Raw genomic sequence first — 15,110 nt, forward strand, 5'->3', positions numbered from 1 at the left:
GTCGTAGAGCGCGGCCCACCCGTCGACCTGCGCGGCGAGCGCGCCGAGCAGTCCTTCCGGGCCGTCGGTGAGGGCCTGCCTGGTCAGCTCGCGCTGCGCGGCGAACCCGGCGGTCACGGCGCGGTACTGGTCGGCGGCGATGGCGGCGGAGACGGCCTTGCTGATCGCGAGGAACGGGGTCCGCCGGGGCACTTCGAGCAGCGGCAGCCCCTCCTCCGCCGCCGTGTCGACAAGCGCCTTCGGGATCTCGTCGTAGTTGACCCCGACGGCGAACCCGAGCCCTACGACCCCCGCCCCCACCAGCCGCTTCACATACCGCCGCATGGCCTTGGGATCCTCCGCGTCCAGCTTCAACGCGGTGATCAGCAGCAGCTCCCCGCCCTCCATGTACGGCACCGGGTCGGCCAGCTCACTGACATGGGCCCAGCGAACGGGCACGTCCAGGCGGTCCTCGCCGGCGCGCACGGTGAGTTTGAGCGCGGAGTGGTGGACGAGCGAGGCGAGCGTGGGGGGCATGGGGCCTTCAGGTGGGAGAAGAACAGGCGATTACGTCGGTCTTTGGGCCGCCGCGTACTTTTGGCCGCCACGTATGAACGACCTGCCCCGATTCTGCCTCACCGTATGGTCGCCACGCCCCCGTATGTCCGGTTCAGTGCCCCGGCCCCCGCAGATCCACCAGCAGCGGAGGCGCGTGTTCCCCTTTCACACTGGTCAGCGACAACACCGCGTGCCCAGCAGGCACACCGTGCGCCAGCTCGGACGCGGACCAGCGTTCCCGCTCGACCTGGCGGACGGTGACGGCCTCCGTGGTCACGGCTTTGCCGGTGATCAGCTTGCGGAGGGCATGGATGGCGCGGGTCATGGGCTGGTCGGCGAAGACGGTGTGCTTGGCGACATCCGTGGTCTCCACCCACTCGGTGCCCCAGGCACGCGCGAAGCGGCTGCCGTCCCAAGTGGTGACGCCGGCCAGCGCCATCCGACAGCCGACCGCGCCGTACAGCGGGCCGTGCAGGGCCTCGGGCACGTCGCCGACGGTCCGCAGGGCGAGGACGACCCCCGCGTTCTCGGAGCGCAGCCGCTGTATCCGGCGCAGTGACTCGGTGGTCACGGTGCCGGTGGCGTCGTCGAGAACGAGGCAGGCGAAATGCCCGCGCTCACGGCCCCGCACCACCGCGGTGAACTGAGCGAGGACCAGCCGGGTGAGCAGCCGGGCCGCCTCGTCGTGCCCGTGCTCGGGCAGGTCGATACGGACACGCAGCGGATGATGGGCGACGGCCCGCAGCGAGAACGGCCGTACGGTCCCGCCCCCCGCTCCGAAGAACTCGGCGAACACCGGGCGGTCGAGCAGTGCGAGCCGGTCGGCGAGGGCCTGGCCGGGGTCGTTGCCACCGCCGGCATGGCGCAGGCGGGAGTCGAGTTCGCGCCGCATCATGGCGTGTCCGTCGTCACTGAGTGCCCCGGTCAGCTCCGCCAGCACCCTCGGCTCACCCTCGAGGAGTTCACGCAGTACGGGCAGTGCGGGGAACCTCCCGTACGCGGCCCGGTAGGGCCCGAGGAGCTGGGCCAGGGCGCCGGCGGCACGCTGCGTGTCCACGGTGTCGAGGTCTCCGACCAAGGCCTCCGCGAGCAGGGCGGCGGCTTCGTCGGGGTCGCCGGACTCGGCGTACAGGTCGAGGTCGTGGACGGACGCCGGGTCCCCGACCCGGACGATCACGTCGAACGCCTCGTCCGGGCCGAGCGGCGCACCGGCCGCGCACACCACGACGACCGCGCACCGGCCGGTGAGGGCCTGGAGGGTGAGGTTCTCGACCACCGGCCGCACCACGTGCCGTGTCTTGCCCGAGCCCGAGGGTCCGACGACGAGCAGTGAGGTCCCCAGTGTGTCCGGGCCGAGCGCGGTGCCGATGCCGCGGTAGGCGAGCGGGGTGCGCTCACCCGGCGCCCAGTTCCCGATCCGCACCTGACCGGCCAGCAGATCGTGCCGCGCGATGCGGCCGGGCAGGTCACGGGAGCCGGAGGGGTGAATCCAGGCGCCGCCGGCGGCCCGCAGCACGGTCTGCGTGAAGGAGGTGAGCTCCCCTGTCCGCCGAGCCCGCCGCCAGGCATGCTCGACTCGCGCGCAGTCCACGTCGTTCATCCGCCCCGCCAGCACCTCGGCGGTGAGGACGTCCGCGGCCTGGAACTGCCCGGCCTCCCGCAGCTCGGGCCAGTGGGCCCGTGACCCGACAGCCGGCGCCTGCTCGGCGGCGGCCGCGACAGCGGCGGTGTCGCGCGGGGCGTACCGCTCGCGGAGAAATGGCAGCCAGCCGCCGATCCGGGCGAACGGCCAGAGGAGCAGTACGCCGATGACCACGTAGAGCAGGTTGCCCATCAGAGGCGTGGAAATGAAGTCGTAGCCGCCCGGGAAGAGGTTGATGAGGTGGTAGACCGGACCGGCCACCGGAAGCGCGTTCCAGCCGACGTCGAAAACGCTCGGGATCACGACCAGGTTCTCCGCGACCACGGCACCCAGCAGCGCGAGCAGCGCCCGGGCCGGCTGCGGGCGGCGCGTGACGAGGTGCCGGATGATCTCCGGCCAGCTCCCCAGGCGCCCCATGCCGTAGACCAGGATGGCGAAGAACACACCGTCGGCCACCGCTACGGCGTCGAAGCCCTTGCCCTTGGGTGCGGTGGTGCCGGCCCACCACCAGTCGTCCGGGGTGAACACCTTCAGCAGCGCCCATTGGTACGGGATGCTGCCGTGCCGCCACAGCGACCACAGCACCATGCCCACGACGAGCGGGACGACGACGCCGACGATGGTGATCGGTGACAGTCGCTCGGTGTTCTTCTCCGGCTTGGGCACGCGATACCCGAACCGCCAGATGCCGGGGCCGGCGGCGGGCCGGGGCTCGTTGAGCCAGTCGGCCACGGTGGTGCCGGACGCGCCCGGGGCGTGCGTCGGCCTCGGCGGGACTCCGGGCGCCTCCGCAGGCCGTGCCGGACGCGGCACAGGATTCGCATGCGTGCCCCGCGCGTCCCGCGTCCCGTCGCTGTCCATCGCCCTCGCCCCTTGACCAGCCGTTCCGTACACCGTCAGCGAGTCAATCTAACGCGCCCACAAGGGCAGTTCACCGTTTACGCGGCCAGGCCCGCGACAAGCTCCGCGAACCCGGCACTGTCCACGGCGGACAACCCGCGGCGCCGACACCGCCCACATGGAGCATGCCCACCCCTCGTCCCCGGTCCTAGCCTGCGAGAAAGGAAGAAAAAGAAACAGGAAAGCGCGTAAGCGTCCGCACCACCCCAGGAGCCCCTCATGACCGCACTTCCGCAGGAGCGCCGCGTCGTCACCGCGATCCCCGGCCCGAAGTCCCAGGAGCTGCAGGCCCGCCGTACCGCCGCGGTCGCGGCCGGTGTGGGCTCCGTGCTGCCCGTGTTCACCGTGCGCGCGGGCGGCGGGATCATCGAGGACGTCGACGGGAACCGGTTCATCGACTTCGGTTCCGGTATCGCGGTGACGAGTGTCGGCGCCTCCGCCGAGGCCGTCGTACGCCGTGCCACCGCGCAGCTCGCCGACTTCACCCACACCTGTTTCATGGTCACGCCCTACGAGGGGTACGTCGAGGTCGCGGAGGCGCTGGCCGAGCTGACCCCGGGTGACCACGCCAAGAAGTCGGCGCTGTTCAACTCCGGCGCCGAGGCCGTCGAGAACGCGGTCAAGATCGCGCGGGCGTACACCAAGCGGCAGGCCGTCGTCGTGTTCGACCACGGGTATCACGGCCGGACCAACCTCACCATGGCGCTGACCTCGAAGAACATGCCGTACAAGAACGGGTTCGGGCCGTTCGCGCCCGAGGTGTACCGCGTGCCGGTCGCCTACGGCTACCGCTGGCCGACCGGTCCGGACAACGCCGGTGCCGAGGCCTCCGCGCAGGCCATCGACATGATCAACAAGCAGATCGGGGCCGACAACGTCGCCGCGATCATCATCGAGCCGGTCCTCGGCGAGGGCGGCTTCATCGAGCCGGCGAAGGGCTTCCTGCCCGCGCTGAGTGAGTTCGCCAAGGCCAACGGGATCGTCTTCGTCGCCGACGAGATCCAGTCCGGGTTCTGCCGTACCGGGCAGTGGTTCGCGTGTGAGGACGAGGGGGTCGTCCCGGATCTCATCACCACCGCGAAGGGGATCGCGGGCGGTCTGCCGCTCGCCGCCGTCACCGGGCGCGCCGAGATCATGGACGCCGCGCACGCCGGTGGGCTCGGGGGTACGTACGGCGGCAACCCCGTCGCCTGTGCCGGTGCGCTCGGTGCGATCGAGACCATGAAGGAGCTGGACCTCAACGCCAAGGCCAAGAACATCGAGTCGGTCATGAAGGTCCGGCTCGGGGCCATGGCGGAGAAGTTCGACATCATCGGCGACGTGCGCGGGCGCGGCGCGATGATCGCCATCGAGCTGGTCAAGGACCGTACGACCAAGGAGCCGAACCCGGAGGCGACGGCCGCGCTCGCCAAGGCATGCCACCAGGAGGGGCTGCTGGTCCTGACCTGTGGCACCTACGGCAACGTCCTCCGCTTCCTGCCCCCGCTGGTCATCGGGGACGACCTGCTCAGCGAGGGCCTCGACATCATCGAGCAGGCGTTCGCACGCATCTGAGCCACCCCCTCCCGTACTTCCCGGCCACAGGGGAAACGCGGCCCCCGCGCAAGAGCCGCACCCCAGGCGTCCCACCCGCCCCAGCCCTTTCATCCACAGTGATTCACAGGCTGGGGCGGCGGGCGTCAGGCCATGTGAAGAAGGTGTGCGGGGTGCATGACGGGACGCGATTCCGCCTGTCTTCCCTTGAGTCACTGCCGTAGGTTCTACCCAGATGAGAGATACACCCCGCCCACAGGGGACTGTGGGCGACTTCAGGCCGAGGCCTCCCCAGCTTCGACCTGGTCGTGCCCTCGCGCACACAACAGGAGCCTCTGGCTCCGAATCTCCTCACCGATCGGACAGTCGCCCGCCCCAAACCCCCCGGGGCGGCCGACGATCCGATCCGGACGGCCGGCCCGGAACTACCCCCCCTGTTCCGGGCCGGCCGACCTCCTTTTTCTGGCTCCTTCTGGCCCTTCCCGCGCTGCTCTTCGCGGTGATCACCTGGCAGGTGGCGGCCGACGGCCCACTCCTCCGCCCGGACGAGCGTGCGAGCCGCGCACTCGTCCACCCGGACCGCTTCTCCGAACTCCTCGCCGACCTCGGCAACGTCCAGGTCGCGGTATCCGTTCTCGTCGCAGTGCTCCTCTACGTCGCCTGGCGCGGCCGTGTCACAGGTACGGACCACTGGTGGCTGCCACCTCTCGCGGCGGCCGTGCTGATGGCCCTGGTCCCGGCGCTGGTCGTCCCCCTCAAGGAACTGATCGCCCGCGGCGGCACCCCGGCGGTACCGCCCGGCACCGGCTACTACCCCTCCGGCCACACGGCCACCGCGATGATCGCGTACGGCGCCTCGACCCTGGTTCTCCTCCCTTGGCTCCGGACGTCGTACGCCCGCCGCGGAGCCGTCGCCATCTGCGCCCTGCTCGTCGCCTGCGTCAGCTTCGGGCTGGTCAGGCGGGGCTACCACTGGCCACTGGACGTGGTGGCCAGTTGGTGCCTCGGTGCGGTACTGCTCGCGTCACTGTGGCTGTTTCTCAGCCGCTTTCGAAACGACCCTCAGCCGAAGTAGCCGTCGAAGGTCTTCTGGAACTCCCAGTTCGAGTAGCGGTCCCAGTTGACCGACCAGGTCATCAGGCCGCGCAGCGTCGGCCAGGTGCCATGGGTCGCGTACGAGCCGCAACTCACCTTCTTCGTCAGGCAGTCCAGGGTTTTCGTGACCTCGGCGGGAGCCACGTAACCGTTGCCCGCGTTGACCGACGCCGGCATGCCGATGGCGATCTGGTCGGGGCGCAGGGCCGGGAACACGTTGGTGGTGTCGCCCGCGACCGGGAAGCCCGTGAGCAGCATGTCCGTCATCGCGATGTGGAAGTCGGCGCCGCCCATGGTGTGGTACTGGTTGTCGAGACCCATGATCGGGCCCGAGTTGTAGTCCTGGACGTGCAGCAGGGTGAGGTCGTCGCGCAGGGCGTAGATGACGGGCAGATACGCCCCGCACCTCGGGTCCTGGCCGCCGAACTTGCCGGTGCCGTAGAACTGGTAGCCCATCTGCACGAAGAACGTCTCGGGCGCCATGCTGAGCACGAACTTCGCGCCGTACTTGGCCTTCAGGGTCTTCAGGGCCGAGATCAGGTTGACCACCACGGGAGTTGTGGGGCTCTTGAAGTTGGTGTCGCTCGCGTCCAGCGACAGTGAGTGGCCCTCGAAGTCGATGTCCAGGCCGTCGAGGCCGTAGGTGTCGATGATGTTCGAGACCGAGGAGACGAAGGTGTCTCTGGCCGCCGTCGTGGTCAGTTGGACCTGGCCGTTGGCGCCGCCGATGGAGATCAGCACCTTTTTGCCGGCCGCCTGTTTGGCCTTGATGGCCGCCTTGAAGTCGGCGTCGCTCTCGACGTTGGAGCACTCGCTGACCGGGCAGCGGTTGAAGCGGATGTCGCCCGAGGTGGCGGAGGTGGGTTCACCGAAGGCCAGGTCGATGACGTCCCAGCTGTCGGGGACGTCGGACAGGCGGGTGTAGCCGGAGCCGTTGGCGAAGCTCGCGTGGAGGTAGCCGACGAGGGCGTGGGTGGGCAGGCCGGAGGTGGGGCCCGAGCCGGTGGACGTCGTCGCGGTGACCGCCGTGGACTTCGCGGACTCGCCCGCGTCGTTCACCGCCGTGACCTGGAAGCTGTACGCCGTCGCGGACGACAAGCCGCTCACGGTGGCCGAAGTGCCGCTCGCCGTCTGGGCTTTCACCCCGTCGCGGTAGATCGCGTAGCTCGTCGCGCCGGTGACGGCGGACCAGGAGAGGGCGACGGAGGAGGAGGTCACGGTGCCAACGGCTAGGCCTGTGGGGGTGGTTGGCGGTTGGCCCACGTCGACCGCCGGGCCGGTGAGGGAGATGTCGTCGGCGTAGTAGGCGCCGGTGGCGTACCAGCCGTGCGTGTAGATCGTGACCTTGGTGGTGGACGGGCCGGTGCGGAAGCTGGTCGTCAACCGCTGCCAGTCGGGGGCCGATTGGGTCCAGGTGGAGACGTCGGTGGTGCCGGTGCCGCTCGCGCCGAGGTAGACGTAACTGCCGCGGACATAGCCGGCGAGCGAGTACTGCGAGTCCGGTTTCACGGTCACCGTCTGCGCGCACTGGGCGTAGTCGTTGCCGGCCGGGGTCGCCTGCAACGCCGAACTGCCGCCGTGCACGGGCGACTTGACCGTCGTACCGCTGCTCGCGGTACAGGACCAGCTGTCGAGGCCGGACTCGAAGCCTCCGTTCTTCGCGAGGTCCGCGTCGGCCGCACGGGCGGCCGACGAGAGCGCGGTGATGCCGGACACGGCCAGGGCCACGGTCGCGAACACGGCTAGTACAGGTCTGGAGCGGTCCACAAGTGCCTCCGGGCATGGGGGAATTGGAGGGGTGGAGCGCGCCCAATTTGGTCCAGACCAATTGCCGTTGTCAAGACGTCTACTGGCTGGGCATCTGTCGGCTACTCGTCCTCGCCCCCCGTGGCCAGCCCCGCCGCCGCCTCGTGCATGGCGAGTTCGAGGAGTGCGGGATCGGTGAGGGTGCCGGAGCCGTCCGGCGGTACCAGCCAGCGGACTCCGCCGGTCGACCGGCCGGGGTACGGCACGACGATCCAGGTGCCGGGTCCGGCCGTGCGGATCCCGGTGCCGAGCCAGCGGGCGGCGGTGCCGGGTGGTACGAGGAAGCCCATGCGTGCGTCGCCGAAGTCGACGAGTACCGGGCCCGGTTGATCGATGACCCGGGTGAGCACATCGAGCGTGGGATAACCGAGCTCACCCGGCAGGATGAGTACGTCCCAGGCCTTGCCGGCGGGCAGCAGCGCGATCCCGAGGGGATTGCGCTCCCATTCCCAGCGGCAGGCCTCCGGATCCGGAGCCACGGATGCCAGCCACTCGACGGCCGTCTTCGCCCCAGTCATGAGGAGACCTCCCTTTCTCATGTCGACGCTGGTCGCGTCACAGGAGAGAGGGAGGTCGGCTCGCGGCATTACGCGGGTTCCGGCACCCCGATGGAGTGAACCGGGTCACACCGAAGCAGGAGCACGGCTCAACTGTCGAAGCCGAGGCCCAGCTTGTCCATCGTCTTCAGCCACAGGTTGCGCCGGCCGCCGTGGTCGTCCGCGCGGGCCAGCGACCACTTGGTGAGCGCGATGCCGGTCCAGGCGAAGGGTTCGGGCGGGAAGGGGAGCGGCTTCTTGCGGACCATTTCGAGTTCCGTGCGCTCGGTCCGCTCCCCCGCGAGCAGGTCGAGCATCACGTCGGCGCCGAAGCGGGTCGCGCCGACGCCGAGTCCGGTGAAGCCCGCCGCGTACGCCACCTTGCCCTGGTGGGCGGTGCCGAAGAACGCCGAGAAGCGCGAGCAGGTGTCGATCGCGCCGCCCCACGCGTGGCTGAAGTTGAGCCCCTCCAGCTGCGGGAAGCAGGTGAAGAAGTGCTCGGCGAGCTTGGCGTACGTCTCCGGCCGGTCGTCGTACTCGGCGCGCACCCGGCCCCCGTACGGATAGATCGCGTCGTAACCGCCCCACAGGATGCGGTTGTCGGCGGAGAGCCGGAAGTAGTGGAACTGGTTCGCCGAGTCGCCGAGGCCCTGGCGGTTCTTCCAGCCGATCGATGCCAACTGGTCGGTGGAGAGCGGCTCTGTCATGAGTGCGTAGTCGTAGACCGGGACGGTGTACGAGCGGACGCGCTTGATCAGGTTCGGGAAGATGTTGGTGCCGAGCGCGACCCGGCGGGCGCGGACCGAGCCGTAGGAGGTGCGTACGGCCATGCCCGCGCCGAACGACTTGAGAGCGAGGGCGGGGGTGTGTTCGTAGATACGGACGCCGAGTTGGAGGCAGGCGCGCTTCAACCCCCAGGCCAGCTTTGCCGGGTTGAGCATCGCGACGCCCCGGCTGTCGTACAGACCGGCCAGGAAGGTCGGGGAGGCGACCTGTTCGCGGACCGCTTCCGCGTCCAGGAACTCGGTGCCGTCGGCGAGGCCCTTGCTCTCCAACTCGGCGTGCCAGTCGTGGAGTTCCTCGGCCTGGTGCGGCTGCGTGGCGACGTCGATCTCGCCGGTGCGCTCGAACTCGCAGTCCAGGGAGTAGCGGGCGACCGCCGCCTCGATCGCGTCGAGGTTGCGGGCGCCCAGCTCCTCCAGTCTGTGGATCTCGTCGGGCCAGCGGGTGAGGCCATTGGACAGGCCGTGGGTGAGCGAGGCGGCGCAGAAACCGCCGTTGCGGCCCGAGGCGGCCCAGCCCACCTCGCGGCCTTCCAGCAGGACGACATCCCGCTGCGGGTCGCGCTCTTTCGCGATGAGCGCGGTCCACAGTCCGCTGTAACCGCCGCCGACGACCAGCAGGTCGCAGGTCTCGGCGCCGGTGAGCGCGGGTTCGGGGTGGGGCTTGCCGGGGTCGTCCAGCCAGTACGGGACCGGCCGGACTTCGGAAAGAGACTTGGTCCAGTTGTTGCTACGGCTCATGGCGCTTGGGGCCATGATTTCAACTCCCTACAGGGCGCTAGCGGTTATGCCTTTACCTTGTTGCGGCGGTTGGTGATCGCCATCGAGAAGAGCACCAACAATACGGCGACGAGGAACATGGCCGTACCGATGACATTGATCTGAACGGGTGTCCCGCGCTGTGCCGAACCCCAGACGAACATGGGGAAGGTGACGGTCGAACCCGCGTTGAAATTGGTGATGATGAAATCGTCGAAGGAGAGCGCGAAGGAAAGCAGCGCGCCTGCCGCGATTCCGGGGGCGGCGATGGGGAGGGTGACCCGGACGAACGTCTGCACCGGTCCGGCGTAGAGGTCCCGGGCCGCCTCCTCCAGGCGGGGGTCCATCGACATCACGCGGGCCTTGACGGCGGTGACGACGAAGCTGAGGCAGAACATGATGTGGGCGATCAGGATGGTGTAGAAGCCCAGTTGGGCACCCATGTTGAGGAACAGGGTGAGCAGCGAGGCCGCCATGACGACCTCGGGCATCGCCATCGGCAGGAAGATCAGCGAGTTGACGGCGCCGCGGGCGCGGAAGCGGTAGCGGACCAGCGCGAAGGCGATCATCGTGCCGAGGACGGTGGCGCCGATGGTCGCCCAGACGGCGATCTGGAGGCTGATGGAGAGCGAGCCGCACATGTCCGCGACACCGCACGGCTGCTTCCAGGCGTCCAGCGAGAACTGCTGCCACTCGTAATTGAAGCGCCCCTTCGGCTTGTTGAAGGAGAACACCGTGACGATGACGTTCGGAAGGAGGAGATATCCGAGCGTCAACAGGCCGGCGATGACGACGAAATGGCGCTTGAACCAGCGTACGACTGCCATTTAAACCAGATCCTCCGTCCCGGACTTGCGAATGTAGATGGTCACCATGGCGAGGATGGCGGCCATGAGGACGAAGGAGAGTGCCGCGGCTGTCGGGTAGTCCAGAATGCGCAGGAACTGCGTCTGGATGACGTTGCCGATCATGCGGGTGTCGGTGGAGCCGAGGAGTTCGGCGTTGACGTAGTCACCGGCCGCCGGGATGAAGGTCAGCAGGGTGCCGGAGACTACGCCGGGCATCGACAGCGGGAAGGTGACCTTGCGGAAGGTGGTGAACGGCTTGGCGTACAGGTCGCCGGCCGCCTCGTGCAGCCGTCCGTCGATGCGTTCGAGGGAGGTGTAGAGCGGCAGGACCATGAACGGCAGGAAGTTGTACGTCAGTCCGCAGACCACCGCGAGTGGCGTGGCGAGGACGCGGTCGCCCGACGTCCAGCCGAGCCAGTTGGTGACGTCCAGGACGTGCAGCGTGTTGAGGGCGCTCACGACCGGGCCGCTGTCCGCGAGGATCGTCTTCCAGGCGAGCGTGCGGATCAGGAAGCTGGTGAAGAACGGCGCGATCACCAGGATCATGATCAGGTTGCGCCAGCGGCCCGCGCGGAAGGCGATGAGGTACGCGAGCGGGTAGCCGAGCAGCAGACACAGGATGGTCGCGGCGGCGGCGTAGAGGCCCGAGCGCAGGAACTGCGGCCAGTACTCGGACACCGCGTCCCAGTAGGTCGCGAAGTGCCAGGTGACCTTGTAGCCGTCCTCCAGGGAGCCCGTCTGGATCGACGTGGAGCCCTGGTAGATCATCGGCAGCGCGAAGAAGATGATCAGCCAGAGAATGCCGGGCAGCAGCAGCCAGTACGGCGTCCAGCGGCCCCGCCTCTTGCGCGGAGGCTTCTCCTCCGGCGCGGGCGCCAGGGGCGGCGCCTCGGTGACAGCGGCCATCAGGCGGCCTCCTCCTCGGTGTCGACGCCCGCGTCGATGTCCTGCGCCGCGTCGAGGCCGAAGGTGTGGGCCGGGTTCCAGTGCAGGACGACGTCGGCGCCGGGCCGCAGCCGGGCGTCGCGGTCGATGTTCTGGGCGTAGACCTCGAACTCGGGGCAGACCGGGCTGTCGATGACGTACTGGGTGGAGACGCCGATGAAGCTGGAGTCGACGATCTTGCCGGTGATGCGGTTGCGGCCGGCCGGGATCTCACCGGCGTCGTCGGCGTGCGTGAGGGTGATCTTCTCCGGGCGTACGCCGACCAGGACCTTGCCGCCGGTCGTCGTGGGCGCGGAACATCGCGCCTCGGGGAGGACGAGCTTGCCGCCGCCCGCCTTGAGGACGATGTCGTCGCCGGACTTGGCGTCGACCTCGGCCTCGATGAGGTTGGAGGTGCCGAGGAAGTTGGCGACGAAGGTGGTGTTCGGGTTCTCGTAGAGGTCGCTGGGCGAGCCGAGCTGCTCGACGCGGCCCGCGTTCATCACGGCGACCGTGTCGGCCATGGTCATGGCCTCCTCCTGGTCGTGCGTGACGTGGACGAAGGTGATGCCGACCTCTGTCTGGATGCGCTTGAGCTCCAGCTGCATCTGGCGGCGCAGCTTGAGGTCGAGGGCGCCGAGGGGCTCGTCGAGGAGCAGCACCTTGGGGTGGTTGATCAGCGCGCGGGCGACGGCGACGCGCTGCTGCTGGCCACCCGACAGCTGGTGCGGCTTCTTGCGCGCCTGCTCGCCGAGCTGAACGAGGTCGAGCATGTCGACGACCTGCTGCTTCACCGACTTGATGCCGCGCCGGCGCAGACCGAAGGCGACGTTCTCGAAGATGTCGAGGTGCGGAAAGAGGGCGTACGACTGGAAGACGGTGTTCACCGGCCGCTTGTAGGGCGGGAGGTTGGTGACTTCCTGGTCGCCGAGGTGGACGGTGCCGGAGGAAGGTTCCTCCAGGCCGGCGATCATGCGCAGGGTGGTGGTCTTGCCGCAGCCGGACGCACCGAGCAGGGCGAAGAAGGAGCCCTGCGGGACGGTCAGGTCGAGCGGTTGGACGGCGGTGAAGCCGTTGTCGTAGGTCTTGCTGATTCCGGAGAGGCGGACGTCGCCGCTGTTGTCCTTGGTGTTCATCGTCGTCACGCCCCTGTGAGCTTTGCGAACTTCTGCTGGTAGGCCGTCTCTTCCTTCGAGCTCAGGGAGCGGAAGGCGTGGGACTTGGCCGCCATGGCCTTGTCGGGAAGGATCAGCGGGTTGCTCGCCGCCGACTTGTCGATCTTTGCGAGGTAGGGCTTCACGTCCGCGACCGGGCTGACGTAGTTGACGTAGGCGGCGAGTTCGGCGGCCGGTTCGGGCTCGTAGTAGTAGTCGATCAGCCGCTCGGCGTTCGTCTTGTGGCGCGCCTTGTTGGGGATCAGCAGGTTGTCGGTCGACGTCATGTAGCCGGCCTCGGGGATGACGTAACCGACGTCCGGGTTGTCCGACTGGAGCTGCACGATGTCGCCGCCCCAGGCGACGCAGGCCGCGAAGTCGCCCTTCGTGAGGTCGGACGTGTAGTCGTTGCCCGTGAAGCGGCGGATCTGGCCCTTGTCGACGGCCTTTTGGAGGCGGGCGATGACCGCGTCGTAGTCGTCGGTGGTGAACTTCGCCGGGTCCTTGCCCATGTCGAGCATGGTCATGCCGACGCTGTCGCGCATCTCGGTGAGGAAGCCGACGCGCCCCTTGAGCTTGGGGTTGTCGAGCAGGTCGGAGATCGACTTCACCTCGACGCCGTCGAGCGCCTTCTTGTTGTAGGCGATGACGGTCGAGATGCCCTGCCACACGTACGAGTACGCCCGGCCCGGGTCCCAGTCGGGGCTGCGGAACTGGTCCGACAGGTTGGCGTAGGCGTGCGGCAGGTTGGACGCGTCCAGTTTCTGGACGTAGCCCAGCCGGATCATGCGGGCGGCCAGCCAGTCGGTGAGGACGATCAGGTCGCGGCCGGTGGCCTGGCCGGCGGCGAGCTGCGGCTGGATCTTGCCGAAGAACTCGTCGTTGTCGTTGATGTCCTCGGTGTACTTGACCTTGATGCCGGTCCGCTTGGTGAACGCGTCCAGGGTCGGCCGGTGCTTGCCGCTGTCGTCCGTGTCGATGTACTCGGGCCAGTTCGAGAAGTCGATCTCCTTCTCCGTGGCCGAGTGGTCGTCGGCGGACACGCCGCCCTGCGTCTTGCCTGCCGCGGGGATCCCGCAGCCGCTCAGGGCCCCAAGTCCGCCGACCGCGAGCGCGCCGCCCGCGGAGGCGCGCAGCACCGAACGGCGGGTCATGGCGGACCTGCTCTTACGGAAGCTGCGCCGCACGGCGGCCACTTCGGCCGGGGTCAGGCGGTCGGGCTCGTACTGCTTCATGCGCGTGCTGCCCTTTCGGGAGGAGACGGCGGCGCCTTGGGCGGCCGTCAGTTCTGCTATCGGTCCCCGAAGATCGTGCGGTGCCAGTCCTTGCGGGCCACCGCCGTGTTGTCGAACATGACGTGCTTGATCTGGGTGTACTCCTCGAACGAGTAGGCGGACATGTCCTTGCCGAAGCCGGACGCCTTGTATCCGCCGTGGGGCATCTCGCTGATGATCGGGATGTGGTCGTTGATCCACACGCAGCCCGCCTTGATCTCGCGGGTCGCGCGATTGGCCCGGTAGACGTCCCGGCTCCACGCGGAGGCGGCGAGGCCGTACGGGGTGTCGTTGGCGAGCGCGATGCCTTCGTCGTCGGTGTCGAAGGGCAGGACGACCAGGACGGGGCCGAAGAGCTCCGACTGGACGATCTCGCTGTCCTGGGCTGCGTCCGCGACCAGGGTGGGGCGATAGTAGGCGCCGTTCTTGAGATCTCCCTGAGGAGCCTCGCCGCCGGTCACCACGCGCGCGTAGCCACGCGCCCGGTCGACGAAGGCGGCGACGCGGTCGCGCTGGACGTGCGAGATCAGTGGCCCGAGGTCGGTGCCCGGGGCGAAGGGATCGCCGACCCGGACGCTCGCCATGAGGGCGGCGGTCTTCTGGACGAACGCTTCATAGAGGGGCCTTTGCACGTACGCGCGCGTGGCGGCCGTGCAGTCCTGCCCGGTGTTGATGAGCGAACCGGCGACGGCTCCGTTGACGGCGGCTTCGAGGTCGGCGTCGTCGAAGACCACGAAGGGCGCCTTGCCGCCGAGCTCCAGGTGGATGCGCTTGACCGTGGCGGTGGCGATCTCGGCGACGCGCTTGCCGACGGCGGTGGAGCCGGTGAAGGAGGTCATGGCTACATCCGGGTGCCCGACGAGATGCTCACCGGCCTCCTTCCCCGAGCCGGTGATGATGTTGATGACACCGTCCGGGATGCCGGCCTCGGTGGCGGCCTGGGCGAACATCAGCGAGGTGAGCGGGGTCAGCTCGGCGGGCTTGAGGACGATCGTGTTGCCCGCGGCGATCGCCGGGAGGATCTTCCAGGCGGCCATCTGGAGGGGATAGTTCCAGGGCGCGATGGAGCCGACGACGCCGATGGGTTCACGGCGTACGTACGACGTGTGGTCGCCCGAGTACTCACCGGCGGACTGCCCCTGCAGATGCCGTGCGGCACCGGCGAAGAAGGCCGTGTTGTCGATGGTCCCGGGGATGTCGAACTCGCGGGTCAGCTTGAGGGGCTTGCCGCATTGGAGGGACTCGGCGCGGGCGAAGTCGTCCGCGCGCTCGGCGAGCACGGCGGCGAAGCGGTGCAGCGCGTCGGAGCGCTCGCCGGGG

12 protein-coding genes are annotated in these 15,110 nt (G+C 68.9%); 2 read left to right on the forward strand and 10 right to left on the reverse strand.

The annotated features are described in order from the left end of the window. Window positions 1-516, reverse strand: a 516-nt coding sequence (locus R6V09_RS27750; RefSeq protein ID WP_317884170.1) for a PucR family transcriptional regulator ligand-binding domain-containing protein, incomplete at its 3' end; no start/stop codon positions are given. 133 nt (window positions 517-649) lie between these two features. Further along, window positions 650-3,040, reverse strand: coding sequence for an ATP/GTP-binding protein (locus R6V09_RS27755; RefSeq protein WP_317884171.1), 2,391 nt, complete (start codon window positions 3,038-3,040; stop codon window positions 650-652). Window positions 3,041-3,298: 258 nt separating this feature from the next. Between R6V09_RS27755 and gabT the strand changes: the two genes are divergently transcribed. Both gabT and R6V09_RS27765 read left to right on the forward strand, forming a co-directional pair. After that, the gene (gene gabT, locus R6V09_RS27760; protein WP_317884172.1) at window positions 3,299-4,633 is read left to right on the forward strand and encodes a 4-aminobutyrate--2-oxoglutarate transaminase; all 1,335 of its coding nucleotides are present in this window, start codon (window positions 3,299-3,301) and stop codon (window positions 4,631-4,633) included. A 478-nt stretch (window positions 4,634-5,111) separates the two neighbouring features. Beyond that, entirely contained in the window at window positions 5,112-5,687 is a 576-nt protein-coding gene (locus R6V09_RS27765; protein WP_442810148.1) for a phosphatase PAP2 family protein, read from the forward strand. Here the strand turns inward: R6V09_RS27765 and R6V09_RS27770 are convergent. The 8 genes from R6V09_RS27770 to R6V09_RS27805 all read right to left on the reverse strand — a co-directional run. After that, window positions 5,675-7,474, reverse strand: coding sequence for a chitinase (locus R6V09_RS27770; protein WP_317884173.1), 1,800 nt, complete (start codon window positions 7,472-7,474; stop codon window positions 5,675-5,677). The genes R6V09_RS27765 and R6V09_RS27770 overlap by 13 nt on opposite strands. Before the next feature lie 101 nt (window positions 7,475-7,575). Then, the gene (locus R6V09_RS27775) at window positions 7,576-8,031 is read right to left on the reverse strand and encodes a hypothetical protein (RefSeq protein WP_317884174.1); all 456 of its coding nucleotides are present in this window, start codon (window positions 8,029-8,031) and stop codon (window positions 7,576-7,578) included. Window positions 8,032-8,159: 128 nt separating this feature from the next. After that, a complete protein-coding gene (locus tag R6V09_RS27780; RefSeq protein WP_317884175.1) occupies window positions 8,160-9,587 on the reverse strand; it encodes an NAD(P)/FAD-dependent oxidoreductase in 1,428 nt (475 codons plus the stop codon). Between the two features lie 29 nt (window positions 9,588-9,616). Next, window positions 9,617-10,417, reverse strand: a complete 801-nt coding sequence (locus tag R6V09_RS27785; RefSeq protein WP_317884176.1) for an ABC transporter permease — start codon at window positions 10,415-10,417, stop codon at window positions 9,617-9,619. Next, window positions 10,418-11,344 (reverse strand): ABC transporter permease, encoded by a 927-nt coding sequence (locus R6V09_RS27790; RefSeq protein WP_317884177.1) that lies wholly within the window; start codon window positions 11,342-11,344, stop codon window positions 10,418-10,420. Beyond that, window positions 11,344-12,498, reverse strand: coding sequence for an ABC transporter ATP-binding protein (locus tag R6V09_RS27795; protein ID WP_317884178.1), 1,155 nt, complete (start codon window positions 12,496-12,498; stop codon window positions 11,344-11,346). Before R6V09_RS27795 ends, R6V09_RS27790 begins: the two co-directional genes overlap by 1 nt. 5 nt (window positions 12,499-12,503) lie before the next feature. Next, window positions 12,504-13,751, reverse strand: a complete 1,248-nt coding sequence (locus tag R6V09_RS27800) for an ABC transporter substrate-binding protein (RefSeq protein WP_317884179.1) — start codon at window positions 13,749-13,751, stop codon at window positions 12,504-12,506. Between the two features lie 56 nt (window positions 13,752-13,807). Continuing rightward, window positions 13,808-15,110: gamma-aminobutyraldehyde dehydrogenase (locus tag R6V09_RS27805; RefSeq protein ID WP_317884180.1), on the reverse strand; the 1,303-nt coding region annotated here is incomplete at its 5' end.

It is taken from the genome of Streptomyces sp. W16 (assembly GCF_033194735.1).
GTDB lineage: Bacteria > Actinomycetota > Actinomycetes > Streptomycetales > Streptomycetaceae > Streptomyces.

Excerpts from the sequence above, each read along its gene's own strand:
- R6V09_RS27790 (WP_317884177.1), bottom strand. The coding sequence starts at position 11,344 with ATGGCCGCTGTCACCGAGGCGCCGCCCCTGGCGCCCGCGCCGGAGGAG.
- R6V09_RS27755 (WP_317884171.1), bottom strand. The coding sequence starts at position 3,040 with ATGGACAGCGACGGGACGCGGGACGCGCGGGGCACGCATGCGAATCCT.
- R6V09_RS27800 (WP_317884179.1), bottom strand. The coding sequence starts at position 13,751 with ATGAAGCAGTACGAGCCCGACCGCCTGACCCCGGCCGAAGTGGCCGCC.
- R6V09_RS27775 (WP_317884174.1), bottom strand. The coding sequence starts at position 8,031 with ATGACTGGGGCGAAGACGGCCGTCGAGTGGCTGGCATCCGTGGCTCCG.
- R6V09_RS27780 (WP_317884175.1), bottom strand. The coding sequence starts at position 9,587 with ATGGCCCCAAGCGCCATGAGCCGTAGCAACAACTGGACCAAGTCTCTT.
- gabT (WP_317884172.1), top strand. The coding sequence starts at position 3,299 with ATGACCGCACTTCCGCAGGAGCGCCGCGTCGTCACCGCGATCCCCGGC.
- R6V09_RS27795 (WP_317884178.1), bottom strand. The coding sequence starts at position 12,498 with ATGAACACCAAGGACAACAGCGGCGACGTCCGCCTCTCCGGAATCAGC.
- R6V09_RS27785 (WP_317884176.1), bottom strand. The coding sequence starts at position 10,417 with ATGGCAGTCGTACGCTGGTTCAAGCGCCATTTCGTCGTCATCGCCGGC.